The 17,587-nt window shown below is 62.6% G+C and carries 17 protein-coding genes and 1 tRNA gene; 6 read left to right on the forward strand and 12 right to left on the reverse strand.

Features of this window, described 5'->3' with window-relative positions:
* Nucleotides 1-17: 17 nt before the first annotated feature.
* From B7Y43_RS17465 to B7Y43_RS17495, 7 genes are all read right to left on the reverse strand, one after another.
* The gene (locus B7Y43_RS17465) at nucleotides 18-410 is read right to left on the reverse strand and encodes a hypothetical protein (RefSeq protein WP_374132958.1); all 393 of its coding nucleotides are present in this window, start codon (nucleotides 408-410) and stop codon (nucleotides 18-20) included.
* A gap of 8 nt (nucleotides 411-418) precedes the next feature.
* The gene (locus B7Y43_RS17470; protein ID WP_374132959.1) at nucleotides 419-907 is read right to left on the reverse strand and encodes a hypothetical protein; all 489 of its coding nucleotides are present in this window, start codon (nucleotides 905-907) and stop codon (nucleotides 419-421) included.
* Between the two features lie 86 nt (nucleotides 908-993).
* Entirely contained in the window at nucleotides 994-1,248 is a 255-nt protein-coding gene (locus B7Y43_RS17475) for a PadR family transcriptional regulator (protein ID WP_374132960.1), read from the reverse strand.
* A gap of 321 nt (nucleotides 1,249-1,569) precedes the next feature.
* On the reverse strand, nucleotides 1,570-2,421 hold the full coding sequence (locus B7Y43_RS17480) for an AraC family transcriptional regulator (protein WP_374132961.1): 852 nt from the start codon (nucleotides 2,419-2,421) through the stop codon (nucleotides 1,570-1,572).
* Nucleotides 2,422-2,459: 38 nt separating this feature from the next.
* A complete protein-coding gene (locus B7Y43_RS17485) occupies nucleotides 2,460-4,019 on the reverse strand; it encodes an alpha-amylase family glycosyl hydrolase (RefSeq protein WP_374132962.1) in 1,560 nt (519 codons plus the stop codon).
* 17 nt (nucleotides 4,020-4,036) lie between these two features.
* Nucleotides 4,037-5,440, reverse strand: coding sequence for an MFS transporter (locus tag B7Y43_RS17490; protein ID WP_374132963.1), 1,404 nt, complete (start codon nucleotides 5,438-5,440; stop codon nucleotides 4,037-4,039).
* The gene (locus tag B7Y43_RS17495) at nucleotides 5,440-6,201 is read right to left on the reverse strand and encodes a phytanoyl-CoA dioxygenase family protein (protein WP_374132964.1); all 762 of its coding nucleotides are present in this window, start codon (nucleotides 6,199-6,201) and stop codon (nucleotides 5,440-5,442) included. Before B7Y43_RS17495 ends, B7Y43_RS17490 begins: the two co-directional genes overlap by 1 nt.
* 219 nt (nucleotides 6,202-6,420) lie before the next feature.
* On the opposite strand from B7Y43_RS17495, the gene B7Y43_RS17500 reads away from it, so the two are divergent.
* The 4 genes from B7Y43_RS17500 to B7Y43_RS17515 all read left to right on the forward strand — a co-directional run bounded on the left by B7Y43_RS17500 (nucleotide 6,421) and on the right by B7Y43_RS17515 (nucleotide 11,958).
* Complete coding sequence (locus B7Y43_RS17500) at nucleotides 6,421-8,037, forward strand: alpha-amylase family glycosyl hydrolase (RefSeq protein ID WP_374132965.1); 1,617 nt, start codon at nucleotides 6,421-6,423, stop codon at nucleotides 8,035-8,037.
* Nucleotides 8,038-8,107: 70 nt separating this feature from the next.
* Nucleotides 8,108-8,956 carry a phytanoyl-CoA dioxygenase family protein gene (locus B7Y43_RS17505; protein ID WP_374132966.1) on the forward strand — a complete coding sequence of 283 codons (849 nt, stop codon included), beginning with the start codon at nucleotides 8,108-8,110 and terminating at the stop codon, nucleotides 8,954-8,956.
* Complete coding sequence (locus B7Y43_RS17510; protein ID WP_374132967.1) at nucleotides 8,953-11,094, forward strand: GH92 family glycosyl hydrolase; 2,142 nt, start codon at nucleotides 8,953-8,955, stop codon at nucleotides 11,092-11,094. The genes B7Y43_RS17505 and B7Y43_RS17510 overlap by 4 nt, the downstream gene beginning before the upstream one ends.
* A gap of 84 nt (nucleotides 11,095-11,178) precedes the next feature.
* Entirely contained in the window at nucleotides 11,179-11,958 is a 780-nt protein-coding gene (locus tag B7Y43_RS17515; RefSeq protein ID WP_374132968.1) for a carbon-nitrogen hydrolase family protein, read from the forward strand.
* Between the two features lie 86 nt (nucleotides 11,959-12,044).
* On the opposite strand, the gene B7Y43_RS17520 is transcribed toward B7Y43_RS17515, so the two are convergent.
* The 4 genes from B7Y43_RS17520 to dapB form a co-directional block, all read right to left on the reverse strand.
* A tRNA-Arg gene (locus tag B7Y43_RS17520) sits at nucleotides 12,045-12,121 on the reverse strand.
* Nucleotides 12,122-12,177: 56 nt separating this feature from the next.
* Nucleotides 12,178-12,576 (reverse strand): hypothetical protein, encoded by a 399-nt coding sequence (locus B7Y43_RS17525; protein WP_374132969.1) that lies wholly within the window; start codon nucleotides 12,574-12,576, stop codon nucleotides 12,178-12,180.
* A 4-nt stretch (nucleotides 12,577-12,580) separates the two neighbouring features.
* Entirely contained in the window at nucleotides 12,581-13,279 is a 699-nt protein-coding gene (gene nth, locus B7Y43_RS17530) for an endonuclease III (RefSeq protein ID WP_374132970.1), read from the reverse strand.
* Nucleotides 13,276-14,004 carry a 4-hydroxy-tetrahydrodipicolinate reductase gene (dapB, locus tag B7Y43_RS17535; protein WP_374132971.1) on the reverse strand — a complete coding sequence of 243 codons (729 nt, stop codon included), beginning with the start codon at nucleotides 14,002-14,004 and terminating at the stop codon, nucleotides 13,276-13,278. The genes nth and dapB overlap by 4 nt, the downstream gene beginning before the upstream one ends.
* Nucleotides 14,005-14,196: 192 nt before the next feature.
* On the opposite strand from dapB, the gene B7Y43_RS17540 reads away from it, so the two are divergent.
* Nucleotides 14,197-14,907, forward strand: coding sequence for an NAD-dependent deacylase (locus B7Y43_RS17540; RefSeq protein ID WP_374132975.1), 711 nt, complete (start codon nucleotides 14,197-14,199; stop codon nucleotides 14,905-14,907).
* Between the two features lie 150 nt (nucleotides 14,908-15,057).
* Here B7Y43_RS17540 and B7Y43_RS17545 read toward each other — a convergent pair whose 3' ends face one another.
* Complete coding sequence (locus B7Y43_RS17545) at nucleotides 15,058-16,011, reverse strand: transferrin-binding protein-like solute binding protein (RefSeq protein WP_374132972.1); 954 nt, start codon at nucleotides 16,009-16,011, stop codon at nucleotides 15,058-15,060.
* On the opposite strand from B7Y43_RS17545, the gene B7Y43_RS17550 reads away from it, so the two are divergent.
* Nucleotides 16,011-17,477 (forward strand): porin family protein, encoded by a 1,467-nt coding sequence (locus B7Y43_RS17550; protein WP_374132973.1) that lies wholly within the window; start codon nucleotides 16,011-16,013, stop codon nucleotides 17,475-17,477. The two genes, B7Y43_RS17545 and B7Y43_RS17550, sit on opposite strands and share 1 nt — an antisense overlap.
* The last annotated feature ends 110 nt before the right edge of the window (nucleotides 17,478-17,587 follow it).

Consider the following 17,587-nt stretch of genomic DNA (forward strand, 5'->3'; position numbering starts at 1 on the left):
CGATTCTTCGGCTGGTCTCATACCCCTTGGGCTTTGACACCGGTGGGAGATCGGTAAGCGCCGATCACCATCAGCAGCGCCACAGCCGCTAGCAAGGCTTCGCCGATAAAGGGGCCAATGAACCAGTAAAGCAGCATCGCATCCAGGATCACGACTGCGGCGCAACTAAGCAGGATCGATCGAGCGATAACTGGCTCGGCCTTAGTCACCAAGACGCATATAGCGGCTGTCAGAAGCCAATGGAGGCTGGCGAACAGCCAAAGGGGCCGAAGCGAAGCGTCAAAGAAACTGGGCAATCCCGCGTCGGATCGAGCAGCGGGGATCTCGAAATAGCCGGTGAAGTGAAACAATGCCGTGATCGTTAACAGGACGGCGCCAGTCCAGACCGCATAAGCGTGCCGTTCTCTCATGGCCCAATTCACTTCCGTGTATTGAAGGAGAGCGTTCCACCGCGGAGCATGAAGATGCCGCCAGCCAAGAGGGCGGCCCAGATCACAATGCCTTCGACGGCGAGAGCCTCATACAGCCTTGCGTTTGCCCATTCGGGGGCAATGCCTTTCTGCGACAACACAAAGGCATAGGCGATGATGTAAAAGGGGATCATCGAGCTGGCGGCCTGCACCAACGCCAGAGGTCCCCGCAGGTAGCTCCAGACTGCCCCCGTCGCGAATAGCGCGGATGTCAGGCCGAAAACCAGAGCGCTCGGCGCCTGGACATTCGCCATGCGTCCCGCTGTCGTGGCAGCGATGAGGGCAAGCGCCACCATCCCCAAGATCGTGGCGAACCGAACCGATTGCACAGCGAAGTTCATCGTCAACGTCCTTTCCTTGATAGCGCCCCAGACACAGCCAGCGGCGAATGAGAGGGCGGCATCCCCGTCCCCAATAGCGCTCAGTTCGGCCTTCATCGCAGCGGCCCAGGAGGCGCGACCCGCAGGCAGCAGCGCAGCGCACCAGCCGATGAGCGTGTAGGCCAAAGCGCGACGATCAGTGTTCATCCCGTCACCCCGACCAGACCAAGCCCGCGCCCATCGGTGCGGAGGCGCAGCGCCTGGCCAAAGGCGCACCCTGCGGGGGTGAGCCGATAGGCATGACGCGGCGCACGGGCAGGCGGAACGGGTGCGCGCCATTCGGATTCGAGAAGTCCGTCATCAGCCAAGCGCATCAGCAACGGGTAGAGTGTGCCGGACTTGAGCTGCGTCTCTTGAAGCAGATCATAGCCGTGCCGCCATTGGTCTGGCCGAGCCAACAGAGCTTCAAGGACCAAAAGAGCTTGGCGGGATGAATGCGCGCGACGTACCATGATCAAACTCTACCTATATAGATTTGATGTGTCAATCGGTGAGAAACTTGGGTGGTTGGGCCCTCAAAGCTTGCTAGAGCATGATGACGTTAGGTCGCTTAAACCCCATACCCGTTCGCGCTGAGCCCTTCGACTGCCTGCAAGGCAGGCGCTCAAGATAAACTTCGGCCAATATGGCGGACGTCGAAGCCCACGCGCTTCGCATGCCCTTCGACTTCGCTCAGGGCGAACGGGGTTTGGGTTGGACCAATCCAAAGTCATCGGACTCTAAGCCAAGGCGCGCGCCAGGCGTTTGCGATACTCGCGTGGGGCGATTCCGAAGCGCTCGCGAAAACGCGCGGTGAAGTGCGAATGCGATGAAAAGCCGAGATCATAGCCAATCTCTGACAAGGGCGTTGCCGTCGTCGCGATCCGGCGAGAGGCAACGTGCAAGCGGTAAGACGTTACATAATCGGCAAAGCCACAGCCGAACACCGCCGCAAAACGTCGCGAGAAATAGGCGGGCGACACGTGGCACAGCGTGGCCGCCTCGCCGAGCGTCAGTCGCCCGCCAGGGGCCTGACGCAGCCGTTCGACCACCGGCAGAAAGCGCGACAAATGGCTTGCCGTGTCCGCACTCGGCTCCCCAGCAACGGTCGGCAGGCGCACCAGCGCGCTGAGGATCAAGCCAACGATCCGGTCGATTATGGGATCGGCCGCATTGGTGCGCGCGGTTTCCGCCAGCCATTCGGCGAGCATGTGCAATCGCCCCCCGCTTGCGTTGTCGGGATCAACGCAAAGCGGGCGCGCGAGCGTGGCACCATCGCCCTGTCGGGCCAATTGTTCGACCAGATAAGGCTCGATCTGAATCAGCGTCCAGTGTTTCGGCCCGTCATCAAAGAGATAATCATGATAGCACATGCTGGGGACGAACACGACCGAACTGGGCCGGATCGCGAAGCTCTCGCCTGCGCAAAACAGGCGTCCGTGCGTGTTACCGAACAGCACGATTTCGGCAACATCATGAAAATGCAGCAACCGTGCGGGCGGGGGCGACCCGGCCGCCATGGCGACTTGCGCCACCAGCGCTGTCAGGCCGAGCGGCAAATCGACCGGTTCGCAGATTGGTTGCATCACCATCACGCAAATTCATGACAGTTTGCGCGAAGCGCGACAAGTCAGTCGCCAGTGTATGGCAAGCGCAACAGGATGGTCTGCCATGGGTGCAGGCTCGCCGTGCCGCCACCGATCATGTCCGGCGAACCCGCGCCGGGCCCGTCGTAGCGCTTAACCGCCGAGGTCAAATTGGACACGATCACGAACCGCTCACCGCTGCCGCTGCGCTCAACCACGAGCAGCCCGGGCGCACTATCGAGCACGCGCTGAGTTCCGGTGCGCAACGCCGGATGGGCACGGCGCAGCGCAGCCAATGCGCGATAGCGCGTCAGCAGCGATCCCGGCTGGCCGGTCTGCTCCTCGACCGAGACGCGATCATAATCGCGGGCATAACGCTGGTCCCAGAAGCGCTCGCCGGGCCGCCGATACCAAATTGCCTGGCCGGGGGCGGCATCGACCGCCGCCCATTTGAACGCCTCACGCACCGGAATGCCGCTCTCATCGCTGTCATAGCCCTTGTCGATCGCGCCGCGCGTGCCGAGTTCCTGGCCGTAATACAGGATCGGCGTGCCTTTGAGGAAAAACGCCAGCGCTGCCGCCGTGCGCAATTTTTCAGGGGTAATCTCGGGGTCGGAGGCAATTCGGCTGACGTCATGGTTTTCGGCGAACACGAACTGGTGCTTGCCGGGCGGGGTGATCGCAGCGGTGCGGTCGATCGCCGCAACCAAGGCGGCCTTGTCAAATTTGCGGATCGCTTCGTGAATGCGAAAGGCAAAGACCGCGCTGGTATCGGCGCGCTTCAGATAGCCCTCGCCATAATCCGCCCATTCGGCCTGTTCAGCAACGAATACCAGTTGCGGGTTCACGCGGCGCAGCTTGTCAAAGGCGGGCTTCCAGAATTCAGTGAACAGGTCGGTCAACAGCCCCTTCGAATCGAGATCGTCCATCATGTGATCGAGCCGGAATCCATCGACGCCGTCGTCCACCTTGCCATCACGGTTGGGATCGACCCAGTCGTGGAGGTAACGATCGAAATAGGCGCGCACGACGGGCGCCTTCATTGCGACCGTCGTCACGCCGTGGGTATCCTTGTTGAAATTGATGATCTCGCGCAGCCCGAATGGTCCTTCCTCGGCGACGCCCTTCGCGCGGTCGTCCCACAGCATGTAATCGGCATAGGGCGACGCACGATCCGCAAGCGCAGCGGTCCACCACGGGTGCCCCTCAGCCAGATATTGAAATTCCATGTCGAGGAAGATCTTCATGCCCCGCTTGTGCAGCTCAGCGACCAGCCGGCGAAAATCGTCGATTGTGCCATAGGCCGGGTCGATCCCCTCGAAGCTCGTCGCGAAATAATTGTGATAGACGCGGCTGGGATAAAGCGGGGTCAGCAGGATCGCCGTGACCCCCAATGATTGCAGATAGGGCAGGCTGGCGGTGATGCCGTTCAAGTCGCCGTGCCCATCGCCATTGCTGTCGCGGAAGCTGCGCTGGAATATGTGGTAGACCACGGCATCGTCGAGCGGATCGACTGCCACCGGTGCGGGACGCGGGGCGGCAATAGCCGGCGGCGCAATCGCCGCAGCGAGCAAGGCGGCAAGGGCGATCAGGGTCGATTTCACAGGCGATATCCTCCTCATCATGGCACGCGCGCGCCACGCGTGAAAAACCAGAGCAATGCCGATAGCGCCAGAAATCCGCCCGACAGCGCGAACACCAGCCCCTTGTCATCGACGACTGCGACGAACCGTCCAATGCCCAGGCTGGTGACGAGCTGGGGAAGCACCACCGACAAATTGAAAAGGCCCATGAACAGGCCCATTTGCGTGGCATCGACGCGTTCTGACATGATCGCAAACGGCAGGCTGACGATCGATCCCCAGCCGATCCCGCAGACCGCCATCAGGACATAAAGATGCCAAGGTGACTGCGCGAACAGCCAGACGCCAAAGCAACCCGCCGCCATCAGCGCAACCGCTGCGACATGCACAGGGATAGGGCCAAAACGCCGAGCGACTGCGCCGAGACCGATCGGCGCGACGGCGGCGACGGCATTGAGCGCGAGAAAGGCGATCGACGTTGTTTGGCCAAGCGCGGCGGCATCGAGCATCGGCATCCGCTGCTGCAGAAAGCTGACCATATAGACGAAGATCGGCTGCACGCCGAGCCAGCACAACGCGCTGGCGGCGACCGTGCGGCGAAACGCGCTGTCGCCATCGGGCCGGGCGATGAAGGCGTGGACGACGAGCCCCAGCGTCGCGGCAGCGCACAGTGCTTCGGCCGCATAGCCGGTTTCAGCCAACCCAAGCACGCGCGCACTGAGCCCATAAAGATCATAGACCAGCAAGGCCCAGATCGGCGACAGCGTCCAGGCGATCGTTGGCAGCGAAAGGCTGCGGCTGGTGGCAGGAGACGCGGCGGTCGGTGCCTCCGGGCGGGGCTCGGCAATCAACAGCGACGGCACCACACCGAATGCCATCACCAGCGCAACCGCGACATAGATCAGCACATCATTGCCGAAGATCGCGCCGACCGCATAAGCGCCGACCCCGAAGCTGCCCGATACGACCTGCATCCAGCTATAGGCGCGCGTCCGCTCCGCGCCCTCATGCGTGACATCGGCGATCAGCGCGCGGGTCGGGTTGAATCCGACATTGACGGCCAGGTCGAGCGCCAGCGCCACGGTGATCGCCACGCCGAACACGCCGGGCAGCCCAAGCCCATGCGCGATCGCCCCGATCTGCGGCAGCAGCAACATCGCCAGCGCCGCCATCGCCCCACCGCCGATGATGAACACGCGTCTCCGACCGCCCCACACCCAGATCCGGTCGCTCAAGCCCCCGACCAGCACCTGCCCGACGATCCCGGCGAGCGGCCCCGCCGCCCAGACCAGCCCGATTTCGTCGATCTTCAGGCCATAACGGGTCGCCAGCATCCAGCTCAGCACCGAAATCTGGACCGACAGCGCGAAGCCCATCGCGGTCGCGGGCAGGCTGATCAGCAGATAAAAGGCCGGCGTCCGGTCACGTTGCATGGCCAGCATCAGGCGGCGACCTCGGCACGGATGAAGGGGCGCGACAGATCGGCGATCCCCTTCCACGCATAAGGATCGGTGCCCGCAATCAGATCAATGTCGCGATAATCCTCGGTCGGGCTGTGGCCGTCATGGTTCCACGGCAGCAGCGACGCCGCGCTCATATAATGGATCACCAGCGCCCGGCGCGTGCCCGCGGTCGTGTTGGGCAAGGATCGGTGGAGCAGATAGCCGTTGAAGAACACCACGCCCCCCGCCGCCAGCTCGATCGGCACGCCGCCTTCGCGTGGATAGGGGAAGGCCTGGGCTTCCGCGCTGACGTCGAAACGGTCTTCGCCGTGCGGCTGCATCGGATAGAGGATGCCCGGCGCGTGCGAACCCGGATGCGCCCAGAGGCAGCCATTGTCGATCGTCGCATCGTCGAGCGCGATCCACGCGCCGCACAAAGACCGGTCACGCGTCGGCAGGAAATGCTCGTCCTGGTGCCAAGCCTGACCCGGCTTGCCCGCTGGCTTGACGAACAGCATCGACTGCATCGCTTTGACGTCGGGCCCGATCAGCGCGGTGAGGACCTCGACGATCGCGGGATGGCGCATCGTCGCGCGAAACACCGGAGATAGCTTGTGCGGGAAATGAATCGCCAGGACATCTTCACCGGCCACGGCGCCGGTCTCTGCGTGCAACGTTGCGATCTCAGTGGCGCTCAGCAGGCCGGGCACAACCACATAGCCGTCTTGCCGATAGGCCGATTGCAGCGCAGCCGACGCCATCAAACTCCCACTCCCCTATGGCGACGCTGATCGATTGCCAGGCCACGCGATGCCAACACGATAGCTACCGATGCGCGCGCCGTCCGGCCTGCAGACTGCCATGTCCTCTGCCAAAAACTATCAGCTTTTTGTCGTCAGTCCGCTTGCGCAAGACAATGCAGCTGGCGGCGTGATTATGACCGTCAACCGCCCCACAGCGCGGTAGGACGAGGATACCGAATGACGACCGCCGCCGTTTCCCGCGCCGAAGCGCCGCCATGGTGGCGGGGCGCGGTCATCTATCAGATCTATCCGCGAAGTTTTGCCGATACGCGTGGCGACGGCGTGGGGGATCTGCCCGGTATCACGGCCCGGCTCGACCATGTCGCTTCGCTTGGCGTGGACGCGATATGGATATCCCCCTTTTTCACCTCGCCGATGCGCGACTATGGCTATGACGTCGCCGACTATCGCGATGTCGACCCGATGTTCGGCACGCTGGCCGATTTCGACGCCTTGCTCGCCCGGGCGCATGAACTGGGCCTGCGGGTGCTTGTCGATCTCGTTTTCTCGCACACGTCCCACCAGCACCCGTGGTTCGCGGCGAGCCAATCGAGCGCGGCGGATCCCAAGGCCGACTGGTATGTTTGGGCCGATCCGCGCGCCGACGGATCACCGCCCAACAACTGGCAATCGGTCTTCGGTGGCCCGGCCTGGACGTGGAATGCCGGCCGCCGACAATATTACATGCACAATTTCCTGCCCGAACAGCCGCAGCTGAACGGCCATCATCCGGCGGTGCAGAAAGCCCTGCTCGACGTGATGACCTTCTGGCTTGATCGCGGCGTTGATGGGTTCAGGCTCGATGCGATCAACTATGCGATGCATGACCGCGCGCTGAGCGATAATCCCCCGCGGGCACCGACCCAAGGCGCGCGCACCCGCCCGTTCGATTTTCAGCGTCATTTGCACAATCAGTCCCAGCCCGAAATCCTGCCCTTTCTTGGGCGGTTGCGGGCGCTGACCGAGGCGCGCGGCAAGGCGTTTCTGGTCGGCGAGATCGGCGGCGAATGGGCACGAACTGAGATGAAAAGCTATACCGCCGATGATCAGCGGCTGCATAGCGCCTATAGCTTTGCCTTCCTGTCGGCGCCGCGCCTCTCCGCCGATCTGGTCCGCTCGGCGCTCGCGCAATGGTCGGGTGCCCCCGGTGAGGGCTGGCCGTCCTGGGCATTTTCCAATCACGATGCGCCGCGAGTGGTCTCGCGCTGGCAATCAGCCACGGGCGCGCCGCTGCCTGCCGGGCTGGCGATGGCGTTGCTGCTAACGCTGCGCGGCAATGCCTTTGTCTATCAGGGCGAGGAGCTCGGCCTGCCGCAAGCAACGATCCCTTTCGATCGGCTGCGCGACCCTGAGGCGATCAAGAACTGGCCGCTAACGCTGGGCCGCGATGGCGCGCGCACACCGATGCCGTGGTCATATGGGGCACCCCATGCTGGCTTCACGACCGGCGAACCCTGGCTGCCAATCAGCGCCGAGCATGCGGCCCTTGCCGTTGAGGTGCAGGAGCGCGATCCCGCGTCGACGCTTCATCTGACGCGGCGCTTACTGGCGCTGCGGCGTGCGCATCCAGCACTTCGATATGGCGCGCTGGAGCTGCTGGAGAGCGGCGGGCCGTTGCTGGCGTTTGATCGGATGGCAGGCATGCAGCGCGTGCGGTGCGTGTTCAATCTCGGCGATGAAGCAATCGATGGCGGGTTGCTGACCGACTGGCAAACGCTGGTCGCGATCGGTGCTGATCCCACTGCGACAATGATCATGCCGAACAGCGCTGTGCTCGCGGTGCCGGGCGAATGACCAACCACAGACAACATCCTGACAGTTTTTCACCCGAAGGCCGCCAGTCGCGCCGCTTCGAACGGGAACGATGATGGCCTATTCTGCCGACATGACCACGACACTCACCAACGATCTGGATCGCCCTTATCCGCTCGACCGCGCCACGATTGACGCCTTCCGCGCGCAGGGCTTCGTCCATCTCAAACAAGTGCTGCCGCCTGAGGTGCTCGATCACTATGGCCGCGAAATCACCCGGCTGACGATCGCGCTCAACACCCAAACGTTGCCGCTGGCCGAGCGCACCACCTATGACCGCGCCTTTCTGCAGGTCATGAACCTATGGCAGGAAAGCCAGGTCGTGCGCGACTTCGTCTTCGGCAAGACGCTCGCCCGGGTCGCCGCTGAGCTGATGGAAGTGGGTGGCGTGCGGCTCTATCATGACCAATCGCTCTACAAGGAGCCGGGCGGTGGCATCACGCCTGCGCATGCCGACCAATATTATTGGCCGATGGCGACCGATCGCTGTGTGACCGCGTGGATCCCGCTTCAGGCGGTACCGCGCGAGATGGGGCCGCTCGCCTTCTACGCCGGCAGCCACCACAGCGCGCTCGGTCGCGACTTGCCAATCTCGGACGAAAGCGAGGCGGCGATCACCGCAGCGATGGAAGCGCAAGACTACCCGATTGTCGACGCGCCATTTGACCTGGGCGATGTCAGCTTTCATGCCGGATGGCTGTTCCACCGCGCCGGGCCGAATGTATCGGCCACACCGCGATCAGTGATGACCGTCATCTATATGGATGCCGAGATGACGCTGGCCGAGCCGACCAATGCCCAGCAACGCGAGGATTGGGCGAAGTGGTGCGCGGGTGCGAGCGTCGGTGCGGTGATTGAGACGCCCGGCAATCCGGTGCTGTATCGTAGGGCCACTGCATGATTATCGATCGCCGCAGCGTGCTGGGCGCGGCAATGGCGATCCCTGCCCTGCCGGCACTCGCGCGCGCGCCGGTGCCGGGCGCACTGACCGGTTTCGTCGATCCGTTCATCGGCACGGACGGCACCGGGCACTGTTTTCCCGGGCCCAGCCGTCCGTTCGGCATGGTTCAGCCTGGTCCCGACAATGCCGGTAGCGGCTGGGACTTCACCAGCGGCTATCAGTATCGCGCGCCGAAGATCATGGGGTTTTCGCAGACGCGCGCGAGCGGCACTGGCATTCCCGAGCTCGGCGATATCCTGCTGCAGCCGGTGCTCGACCCGCGCGACGATCTGGCCAGTCACTATGACAAGGCGAGCGAAGTCGCACGGCCCGGCTATTATGCGGTCAAGCTCGCCGACAATGGTGCGTCGGTGGAGCTCACTTGCGGCCTGCGTGTCGCCCTCCACCGCTATCGTTTCGCCCGCGCCGGGCGCGTGTGGGTGCTGGTCGATACCGAACACCGGCTGCGCTTCTTGACCAAGGAGCCGGTCGATACGGCATCGGTGCGCACGACGACAACCGGCGCCGAAGGCAGCATCACCGCAACCAACTGGACCAAGCGGACGATCGCCTTCGCGCTGGAATTCGACCATCCGGTTGCCGAAGTCCGCCCTTTGCCGTCGAGCAAGGCGCCGCGTTATCTGCTTGGCTTTGATCTGGGTGAGCACGCCGTACTGCAAGCAAAGGTCGCGGTGTCGACCACCGATGTCGCGGGTGCGCGTGCCAATTTTGCCGAGCTGCCGGGCTGGGATTTCGACGCCGTGGCGCGTGCCGCCGATGCCGAATGGGAAAAGCTGCTCAGCCGCGTCCGTATCGATGCCGATGCGCGCACCAAGCGGGTTTTCTACACGGCGCTGTATCACCTGTTCCTGCAGCCCAGCATCATCTCCGACGCTGACGGGCGCTATCGCGGGCCGACCGGGCAGATCGCCAAGGCACGCGGGCGCCATTATTATTCGACGCTATCTTTGTGGGATACGTTTCGCGCGGCGCACCCCCTTTATACACTGCTGATCCCCGAGCGAGTCGATGACTTCGTCCTGACTCTGCTCGATCATGCCAAGGCCGCGGGCACGTTGCCGCTTTGGCCGATCTGGGGTGGCGAGACCAACACGATGATCGGCGATCCCGCGCTGCCCGTAATCGCCGATGCCTGGGCCAAGGGATTTCGCGGGTTTGATGGCCAGGAAGCGCTCTCTGCGATGCGCGCGACATCCACGACCGACCATGCTCAATCGGACTGGAGCTTGTTCGATCGCTACGGCTATTACCCGACCGGCAAGCTATCGAATGAGGCTGTCTCCCGCACGTTAGAGGCGGGGATCGGCGACGCCGCCACGGCGAAGATGGCGGCGATGCTGGGCGACGCCGAGTCCGCAAAACGATTCGGCGCCCGTGCCAACGGCTATCGCGCGCTCATCGACCCGGAAACAAAGCTCGCGCGGGGAAAGGACAGCAACGGTGCTTGGCGCACGCCGTTCGATCCGCTCACCGCCACCTCGCCACTCAACAACCCTGGCGATTATACCGAGGCCAATGCCTGGCAATATAGCTGGACGCCCGCGCTGCACGATGTGGATGGCCTGGTCGCGGCGATGGGCGGGCGTGCGGCATTTACAACGATGCTCGACTCTTTCTTCTCGCTTCCTGGCAAGGAATCGAAATTCCTTGGGCAGGAGGCGCTGATCGGCCAATATGCGCATGGCAACGAACCCAGCCACCACATCGCCTGGCTCTATGCCTGGTCCGACCGCCCTGAGCGCGGCCCCGAACTGGTCCGCGAAATCGCGACACGCTTTTACAAGGACACCCCCGACGGGATCGTCGGCAACGATGATTGCGGGCAGATGAGCGCCTGGTACATCTTCGCGACGCTCGGCTTCTACCCTGTCAACCCGACGAGCGGCGACTTTGTGCTGGGGCAACCGCTGGTCGCGCACGCAACGGTCAGCCTGCCGAACGGCAAAACGCTTGCGATCGCGCCGGGCAAGGACGGCCGCGTGATCAATGGCGAGCCTCTGACCCGGACGATCGCCTATCGCGCGCTGATGCGGGGCGGCGTGCTCCGGCTGTCGGGGGCCGAGGGAAACCACCCGTGACGATCGACCGCCAAACGGCGATCATTGGGGACGAGCGGTTGGGCCTGTCTATCTTTGTCGGCCTGTTTCCTCGGCGATGAACCAATGAACGGCCGCTGCGTCCGGGTCGCGCTCGGCCAGATTCTTGTCGAGCCGGGGAGGGCCGACGATAATATCGGGCGGGCGCTGGCGGCCATCGATGCGGCAGCGGCGGCGGGCGCGGAGGTGCTCGTCCTCCCCGAATGCCTCGATTTCGGCTGGGCTAGCGACGCCGCGCGGTCAGGTGCCGAACCGATCCCCGGCCCCAGAGCGGCATTGCTTGCGGCGCGCGCCGGCGCCGCTGGCATCGTCTTGACGGCCGGACTCAGCGAGCGTGCTGGCGACCAAATTTACAACGCCGCCATTCTGATCGACCGCGACGGGACCATCATTGGCCAGCATCGCAAGATCAACGAACTGGACTTTGCGCGATCGCTTTACACCACCGGGGCCAAGCTGGAGGTTTTTGACACATCGATCGGCCGAGTTGGCATTGCCATCTGTGCTGATCTGCTGATTCCCGAAATTGGCGCAGCGCTGGCGGCCATGGGCGCTGAAATCATTCTATCGCCCTCAGCATGGGCTGTTCCGGACGATCATGACGAGGTGATCACGCCCTATGGTGGCGAATGGCCCAGCGCCTATGGCAGCTTGGCGCGTCAATGCGGCGTCGCCGTGGCCGCTGCCAGCAATGTCGGGCGGATCGAAGGCGGCGCATGGGATGGTCGCCCGATCATCGGCAGATCATTGGCGGTTCATGGTGATGGGTCAATCGCTGGACTGGCGGCATTTGGCCAAGAGGACCTGTTTTTCTGCGCGCTGCGCTATCGCCGAGGTTCCGGCTGAACCTCCATCGTTGCACCACGCTCCGGTTCCAAAAACACCTTATCTTGGTGTCCACGAAACCGGGTGGAGCGCAAACGGCGGAAAACTGGTGCACCCGACACGATTCGAACGTGTGGCCTCTGCCTTCGGAGGGCAGCGCTCTATCCAGCTGAGCTACGGGTGCCTGGAATTGAGCGCCTAGCAAAGCCCTACCGAGAAGGCCAGATTTTTTCCGCAGCGCTATTTCTCGGCTGGCGCCAGCGTCACTGGCTGGAATGGCCCAAGCGCGCAGCGCGCGCCGCTGGCGATCGGGCTGACATAAAGGACGGTGATGATGTCGCTGGCACAAAGCCTGTCGAGCGAGGTCGAATAGCCAAAGCGCCCCTCAAACCCTAATCCCGGACAGCCGCCATCGATGGTCACGCGATAGACTTTGCCACCGCGCATCTTGAAATCGATCACCGAATCGCTGCGGACAAGCGATTCAGTGATCTGGCGATGCGGGATGCAGAATTCGGGCTTGCCAACAGGCGTCGCTACCGGGACCCGGTCACGGGCGCTGCTGTGATTTATCCACAGCGCCATCCCCGCACCGATCGTCAGCGCGGTGGCCGCTAGGGTGGAAATCGGGCGACGCATCTGTTTACTCCTCACGCTCCGGCGCAGGCGGTAGCGGCATTGGCTGTTTCCCGACCACAGCAGTTTTGGCCTTGGCCGTCTTTGCCTTGAACGCGCACAGATCACTGACCCCGCACCGCCAGCATTCGGGCTTGCGCGCTTTGCAGACATATCGTCCGTGCAGGATTAACCAGTGATGAGCATGAAGCCGGAACGGCTGCGGCGTTGCCTTGTCTAGCTTTTCTTCAACCGCCAGCGGCGTCTTGCCCTGTGCCAAGCCAGTCCGATTGCCGACCCGGAATATATGCGTATCGACGGCGAAGGTTTCGGCACCGAAAGCGACGTTCATCACGACATTGGCAGTCTTGCGGCCGACGCCCGGCAGTGCTTCGAGCGCATCACGGTCTGGTGGCACCTGGCTGCCATGGTCTGCGATCAGCGCCGCCGAAAGCGCGATGACATTTTTCGCCTTGGTATTGAAAAGGCCGATCGTCTTGATGTGATCCTTAAGACCCGCCTCCCCCAACGCGACCATGGCTTCGGGCGTTTTTACCGTCTGGAACAGCGCGCGGGTGGCCTTGTTCACGCCAATATCGGTGGCCTGGGCAGACAGCACGACGGCGACCAGCAATTGATAGGCATTACCCGCTTCAAGCTCAGTTTCAGGGTGCGGGTTGTCCGCAGCGAGCCGCGCGTAAAATTCGACGATATCGGTCTTCTTCAAATCCCGAGCACCTCAGCCATCGAATAGCGCCCGGCAGGTTTGCCCGCCAGCCACAGTGCCGCTGTAACCGCGCCATGCGCAAAGATCGCGCGATCCTCCGCCCGGTGGCCAAGCTCGATCCGTTCGCCATTGCCGGCAAAGATCACCTGATGATCGCCAGCGACGGTGCCGCCGCGCAGGCTGGCCATGCCAATCGTGCCCTCCGCGCGATCGCCGCTAAGCCCCGCCCGCCCAACCACGCTGACATCGCCCAGTGCCACGCCCCGGCCCGCCGCCGCAGCCTCGCCCAGCATCAGTGAGGTGCCTGATGGGGCATCCACCTTGGCGCGGTGATGCATTTCGACAATTTCGATATCCCAGCTGATGTCGAGCCGGGCGGCCGCTTCGCGCACCAGCCGGGCGAGCAACGTCACGCCGAGCGAGGTATTGCCGGTTTGCAGCACCGCAATCTCCTCTGACGCTTCGGCAATCATCGCCCGGTGCGCCTGGGTAATGCCGGTGGTGCCGATCAGAATCGGTGTCCCCGCCTTGCGCGCGGCGGCAAGGTTAGCAGGCAACGCGCCCGGCACGGTAAAATCAACGAGCACATCCGCCAGGCCAGCAAGCGGCGCCGGATCTTCACCAGCATCGATACCGCCAGCAAGCCCTGCACCATATTCCGGCAAGATCAGCGCGATAGCCTGCCCCATGCGCCCTGCGCAGCCGTAGATTCCGATCGCCGTCACCAAGATGCTCCGATTATCGTTCGTTGAGGACTGCGAAAAACACCCGCCACGCGCCAGGCGCTGCAGAATCAATCGCGTCGGCCAGGCCTGCGAAATGGCAGAAAGCGGCAGAGGAAAACAGGGGGCTTATTGCCCTATTTCCCAAAAATCGCGCGCATGGCCTTCAAGGGTAAGTCCAGCTACCAAACACGCATGGACCGCCATTCGACAATCGTGATTCTCACCGGCGCTGGGATCTCCGCCGAAAGCGGCCTGGCGACGTTTCGCGGGCCGGGCGGGCTTTGGGAAGGTCACCGCGTCGAGGATGTCTGTACGCCCCAGGCGCTGGCGCGTGATCCGGCGCTGGTCCACCGTTTCTATGATGATCGCCGCGCCGCACTTGCTGGCGTTGTGCCCAATGCAGCGCACAAGGCGCTGGCGCGGCTTGATGCCGACTGGCCGGGCGAGTTGTTGATCGTGACGCAAAATGTCGATGATCTGCACGAACGCGCCGGGGCGACGCGGCTGCTCCACATGCACGGCGAATTGCAATCAGCGCTCTGTGCCGCTTGCGGCGCGCGGCACAGCTGGACCGGGACGCTGCCGCCCAGCAGCGCATGCCCTGCCTGCGGGAAGGCAGCGCTGCGACCCGACATCGTCTTTTTCGGCGAAATTCCCTACCGGATGGAGCAAATTGAACGAGTGCTGGCACAAGCCGCCTTGTTCGTTTCAATCGGCACATCGGGCGGTGTTTATCCAGCGGCAGGCTTTGTCCAGACGGCGCGAGCCTATGGCGCGCAGACACTCGAACTCAACCTGGAGCCATCGGCGGGGAGCCGGTTGTTCCATGAGACCCGGCTTGGTGCGGCGAGCGCGCTGGTGCCGGCCTGGGTGGATGAAGTGCTGGGTTTGGTCGGAGACTGACAGACGTTCCCTTCGTCTAACGATCAATCGATGCCGTTCAGCGCGGGTTTGCTGCTGGCCGCATTTCGCCGAGAGCATAGGACTCAACCATCGCTTATGAGGGTCGATCAAATACCGATCCATTAATCGGGCACTTTGAGCAAGCACTGCTCAGTTGCGTTTGCCGATAAAAGCGCCGCCAACCGGGCCGCCTAAACCCGGTCCCGCAAAGGAGAAGGCACCGCCAATTTCGCTCGCCTGTGGGCCATAGAACAGCCCTCTAGCTGTGCCTGTATAGCCAGCACCGGCGATATCTGCAGCGAATGAATTTGACGAAATCAGGCCGGTTCCCGTTAACGTCCCAAGCTGGGAGATTCTGGTTGGGCCGAAAACGATCGTCGGCGACAGAGCGACTGATAGGTTGGCAGCGCCAAAATTCGCCGTGATCACCCCGCTACCGCCGAGAGGAGCCGCGCCGCCGGTGCCGGAAATATTTACATTATAGCTGGCCGTTCCGGTCCTTGGCATGTCGTTAGCCAAAGTCTGCACGCCGTAACTGAAATAGGCATTGGCGAAGCTCTGGCTGCCGTCCGCCCGGGTAACGCCGAAGGTCCAAAGACCGATGTTGGAATAGGTCAGTGGGATTGCCACGTCGAGTTGCAGCCTGCTCACGTTAGTCACGCCGTTGACGACGGTTGTTGCATCGTAACCAAAGCCCTGACGCTGTGCTGCGGCCTGCAATTCTGCAGGGCCATAACTGGCGGTATCCGGGCGGGCGCCCTGGGGACTCAGAACCCCACTCAACGAATAGGTCTGGGTTGAGGCATTATAGCTGATCTCGATATTGGCCGGAGATATGCGAAGGGTCGGAACTGCGGCGCCCGCGCTGCGATCGAAATTTTCGACGACGCCCGTTGTGCTCAATGTGCCGGTCCCTGATGCCAATGTCGGGTAGGTGGGCGGTGGCGGTGCGGAGGCCACGCCGCCGCCAGTGGCAGCAACGCCGCTGCAGCCGGACAAGGCGAATATCGCGAGTGCGGCCGGTGCGCATTGGGTCCAGAAATGCCGGTTCGCCATGGTGAGCCTCTCTATGGGCAAAAAATTGAACGGATGAACATTTTGCAATGTACCATCTGCCTGTCAACAAGTTAGTCACTGAAATTGAGAGGGTTAACTCTGCTCTTGGGACAATGTTGGCGTTGCGTTATTTTCGACATACTGACATTGACGCAGCTATGATGTTGCACAAAGATCAGGCTCCGTATTCACTGTGGAATATTTCGTTTGTCGCCTTCGTTGGTCTCTTGATAGCCAGTGTGTGTACGCCAGTTTCCGCGCAGACCTCGGCCAAAGTTGAACTAAACACAAACCAGCTTTTCGCCTTTGCTGATGCAGCGCGGGACCGTGGTGATTATGCCACCGCCGAAGTGGCGTATCGTGCGCTTTCTACCAATGCAGATGGCGAGTTGCGGAGCGAAGCCCGGTTTCGCCTGGCACTTATGCTGGCCAATCAGCAACACCGCTATCGCGCCGCAGCCTTGGAATTACGGCACATCCTGGACGAAAAGCCCCGCGCCGCCCGGGCCAGGCTGGAGTTGGCTCGCATTCATGCGCTGCTCGGCAATATCGGCGATGCCGCGCGCGAATTGCGCGCTGTCGAGGCAAGTGGCCTGCCCCCAGACGTAGAACGGATGATCCGCTTCTATGCGCAGGCGCTCAACGCCCGCCGCCCAACCGGCGGCAACCTCGAGGTCACTCTGGCGCCGGACAGCAATATCAACCAAGCCACGACTTCGGGCACTTTGGGTACGGTCATCGGAAATTTCGTGCTGGATCCTGACGCGCAGGCCCGCTCAGGGCTCGGCCTATCGGTTCGCGGTCAGGGTTTTGTGCGCTTGCCGTTGGGGGCCAAGAGCAACCTGCTCGCGCGCCTTTCCGGGAGTGCCACGGTCTACAAATCACCTCAGTTTGACGATTTTGTCGTTTCCCCGCAGATCGGCCCAGAGTGGGTTTCGAACCGCGGCAGCCTGAGTGTGGCTGCCGGGCCAGCATGGCGCTGGTACGGCACGAAACCCTTTACTTTTTCAATTGCAGCCAATGGCAACTGGCAGCATGCCATAGGGCCACGCACCCAGTTGCGGGTCGATGCCAGTCTGGCCTATCTGGACAACCGTCGCAATGCGCTCGAAAGCGGGTATGTAGGCAGCCTCGCGACCAGCGTCGATCGGGCTTTTTCGGCCAGTATGGGCGGCGGCCTGCAACTTTCCGTCAATCGTCAGGGGGCCAACGACCCCGGTTACGCCACGATCAGCGGCGGCGCCAATATGTATCTGTACCGCGAGTTTGGGCGGACAACTGTCACCGCTAGCCTGTCCTATAACCATATTGAGGCCGACAAGCGGTTGGCCCTGTTTTTCACGCGGCGGGTGAACAACGATTTTGTGGCCAGTTTGACCGGCACATTTCGCCAGCTACGGGTCGGTTCCATTGTGCCCTTGGCGCGCCTGACCTTCGAGCGCAGAGTGTCGTCGGTGCAACTGTATGACTATCGAAGATTTGCAGGCGAATTGGGGGTAGCCACCGCGTTTTAATAAAAATTCGGGCTAGAGCGGTTTCCGACGATGGTGAATCGATTGGGGATTCCCACGGCTGACTTTTTCTGATTCACGATCTTTGCTGGTGAGGGAGGCCGGCAGAGATG

Source organism: Sphingomonas sp. 28-62-20, assembly GCF_002281505.1.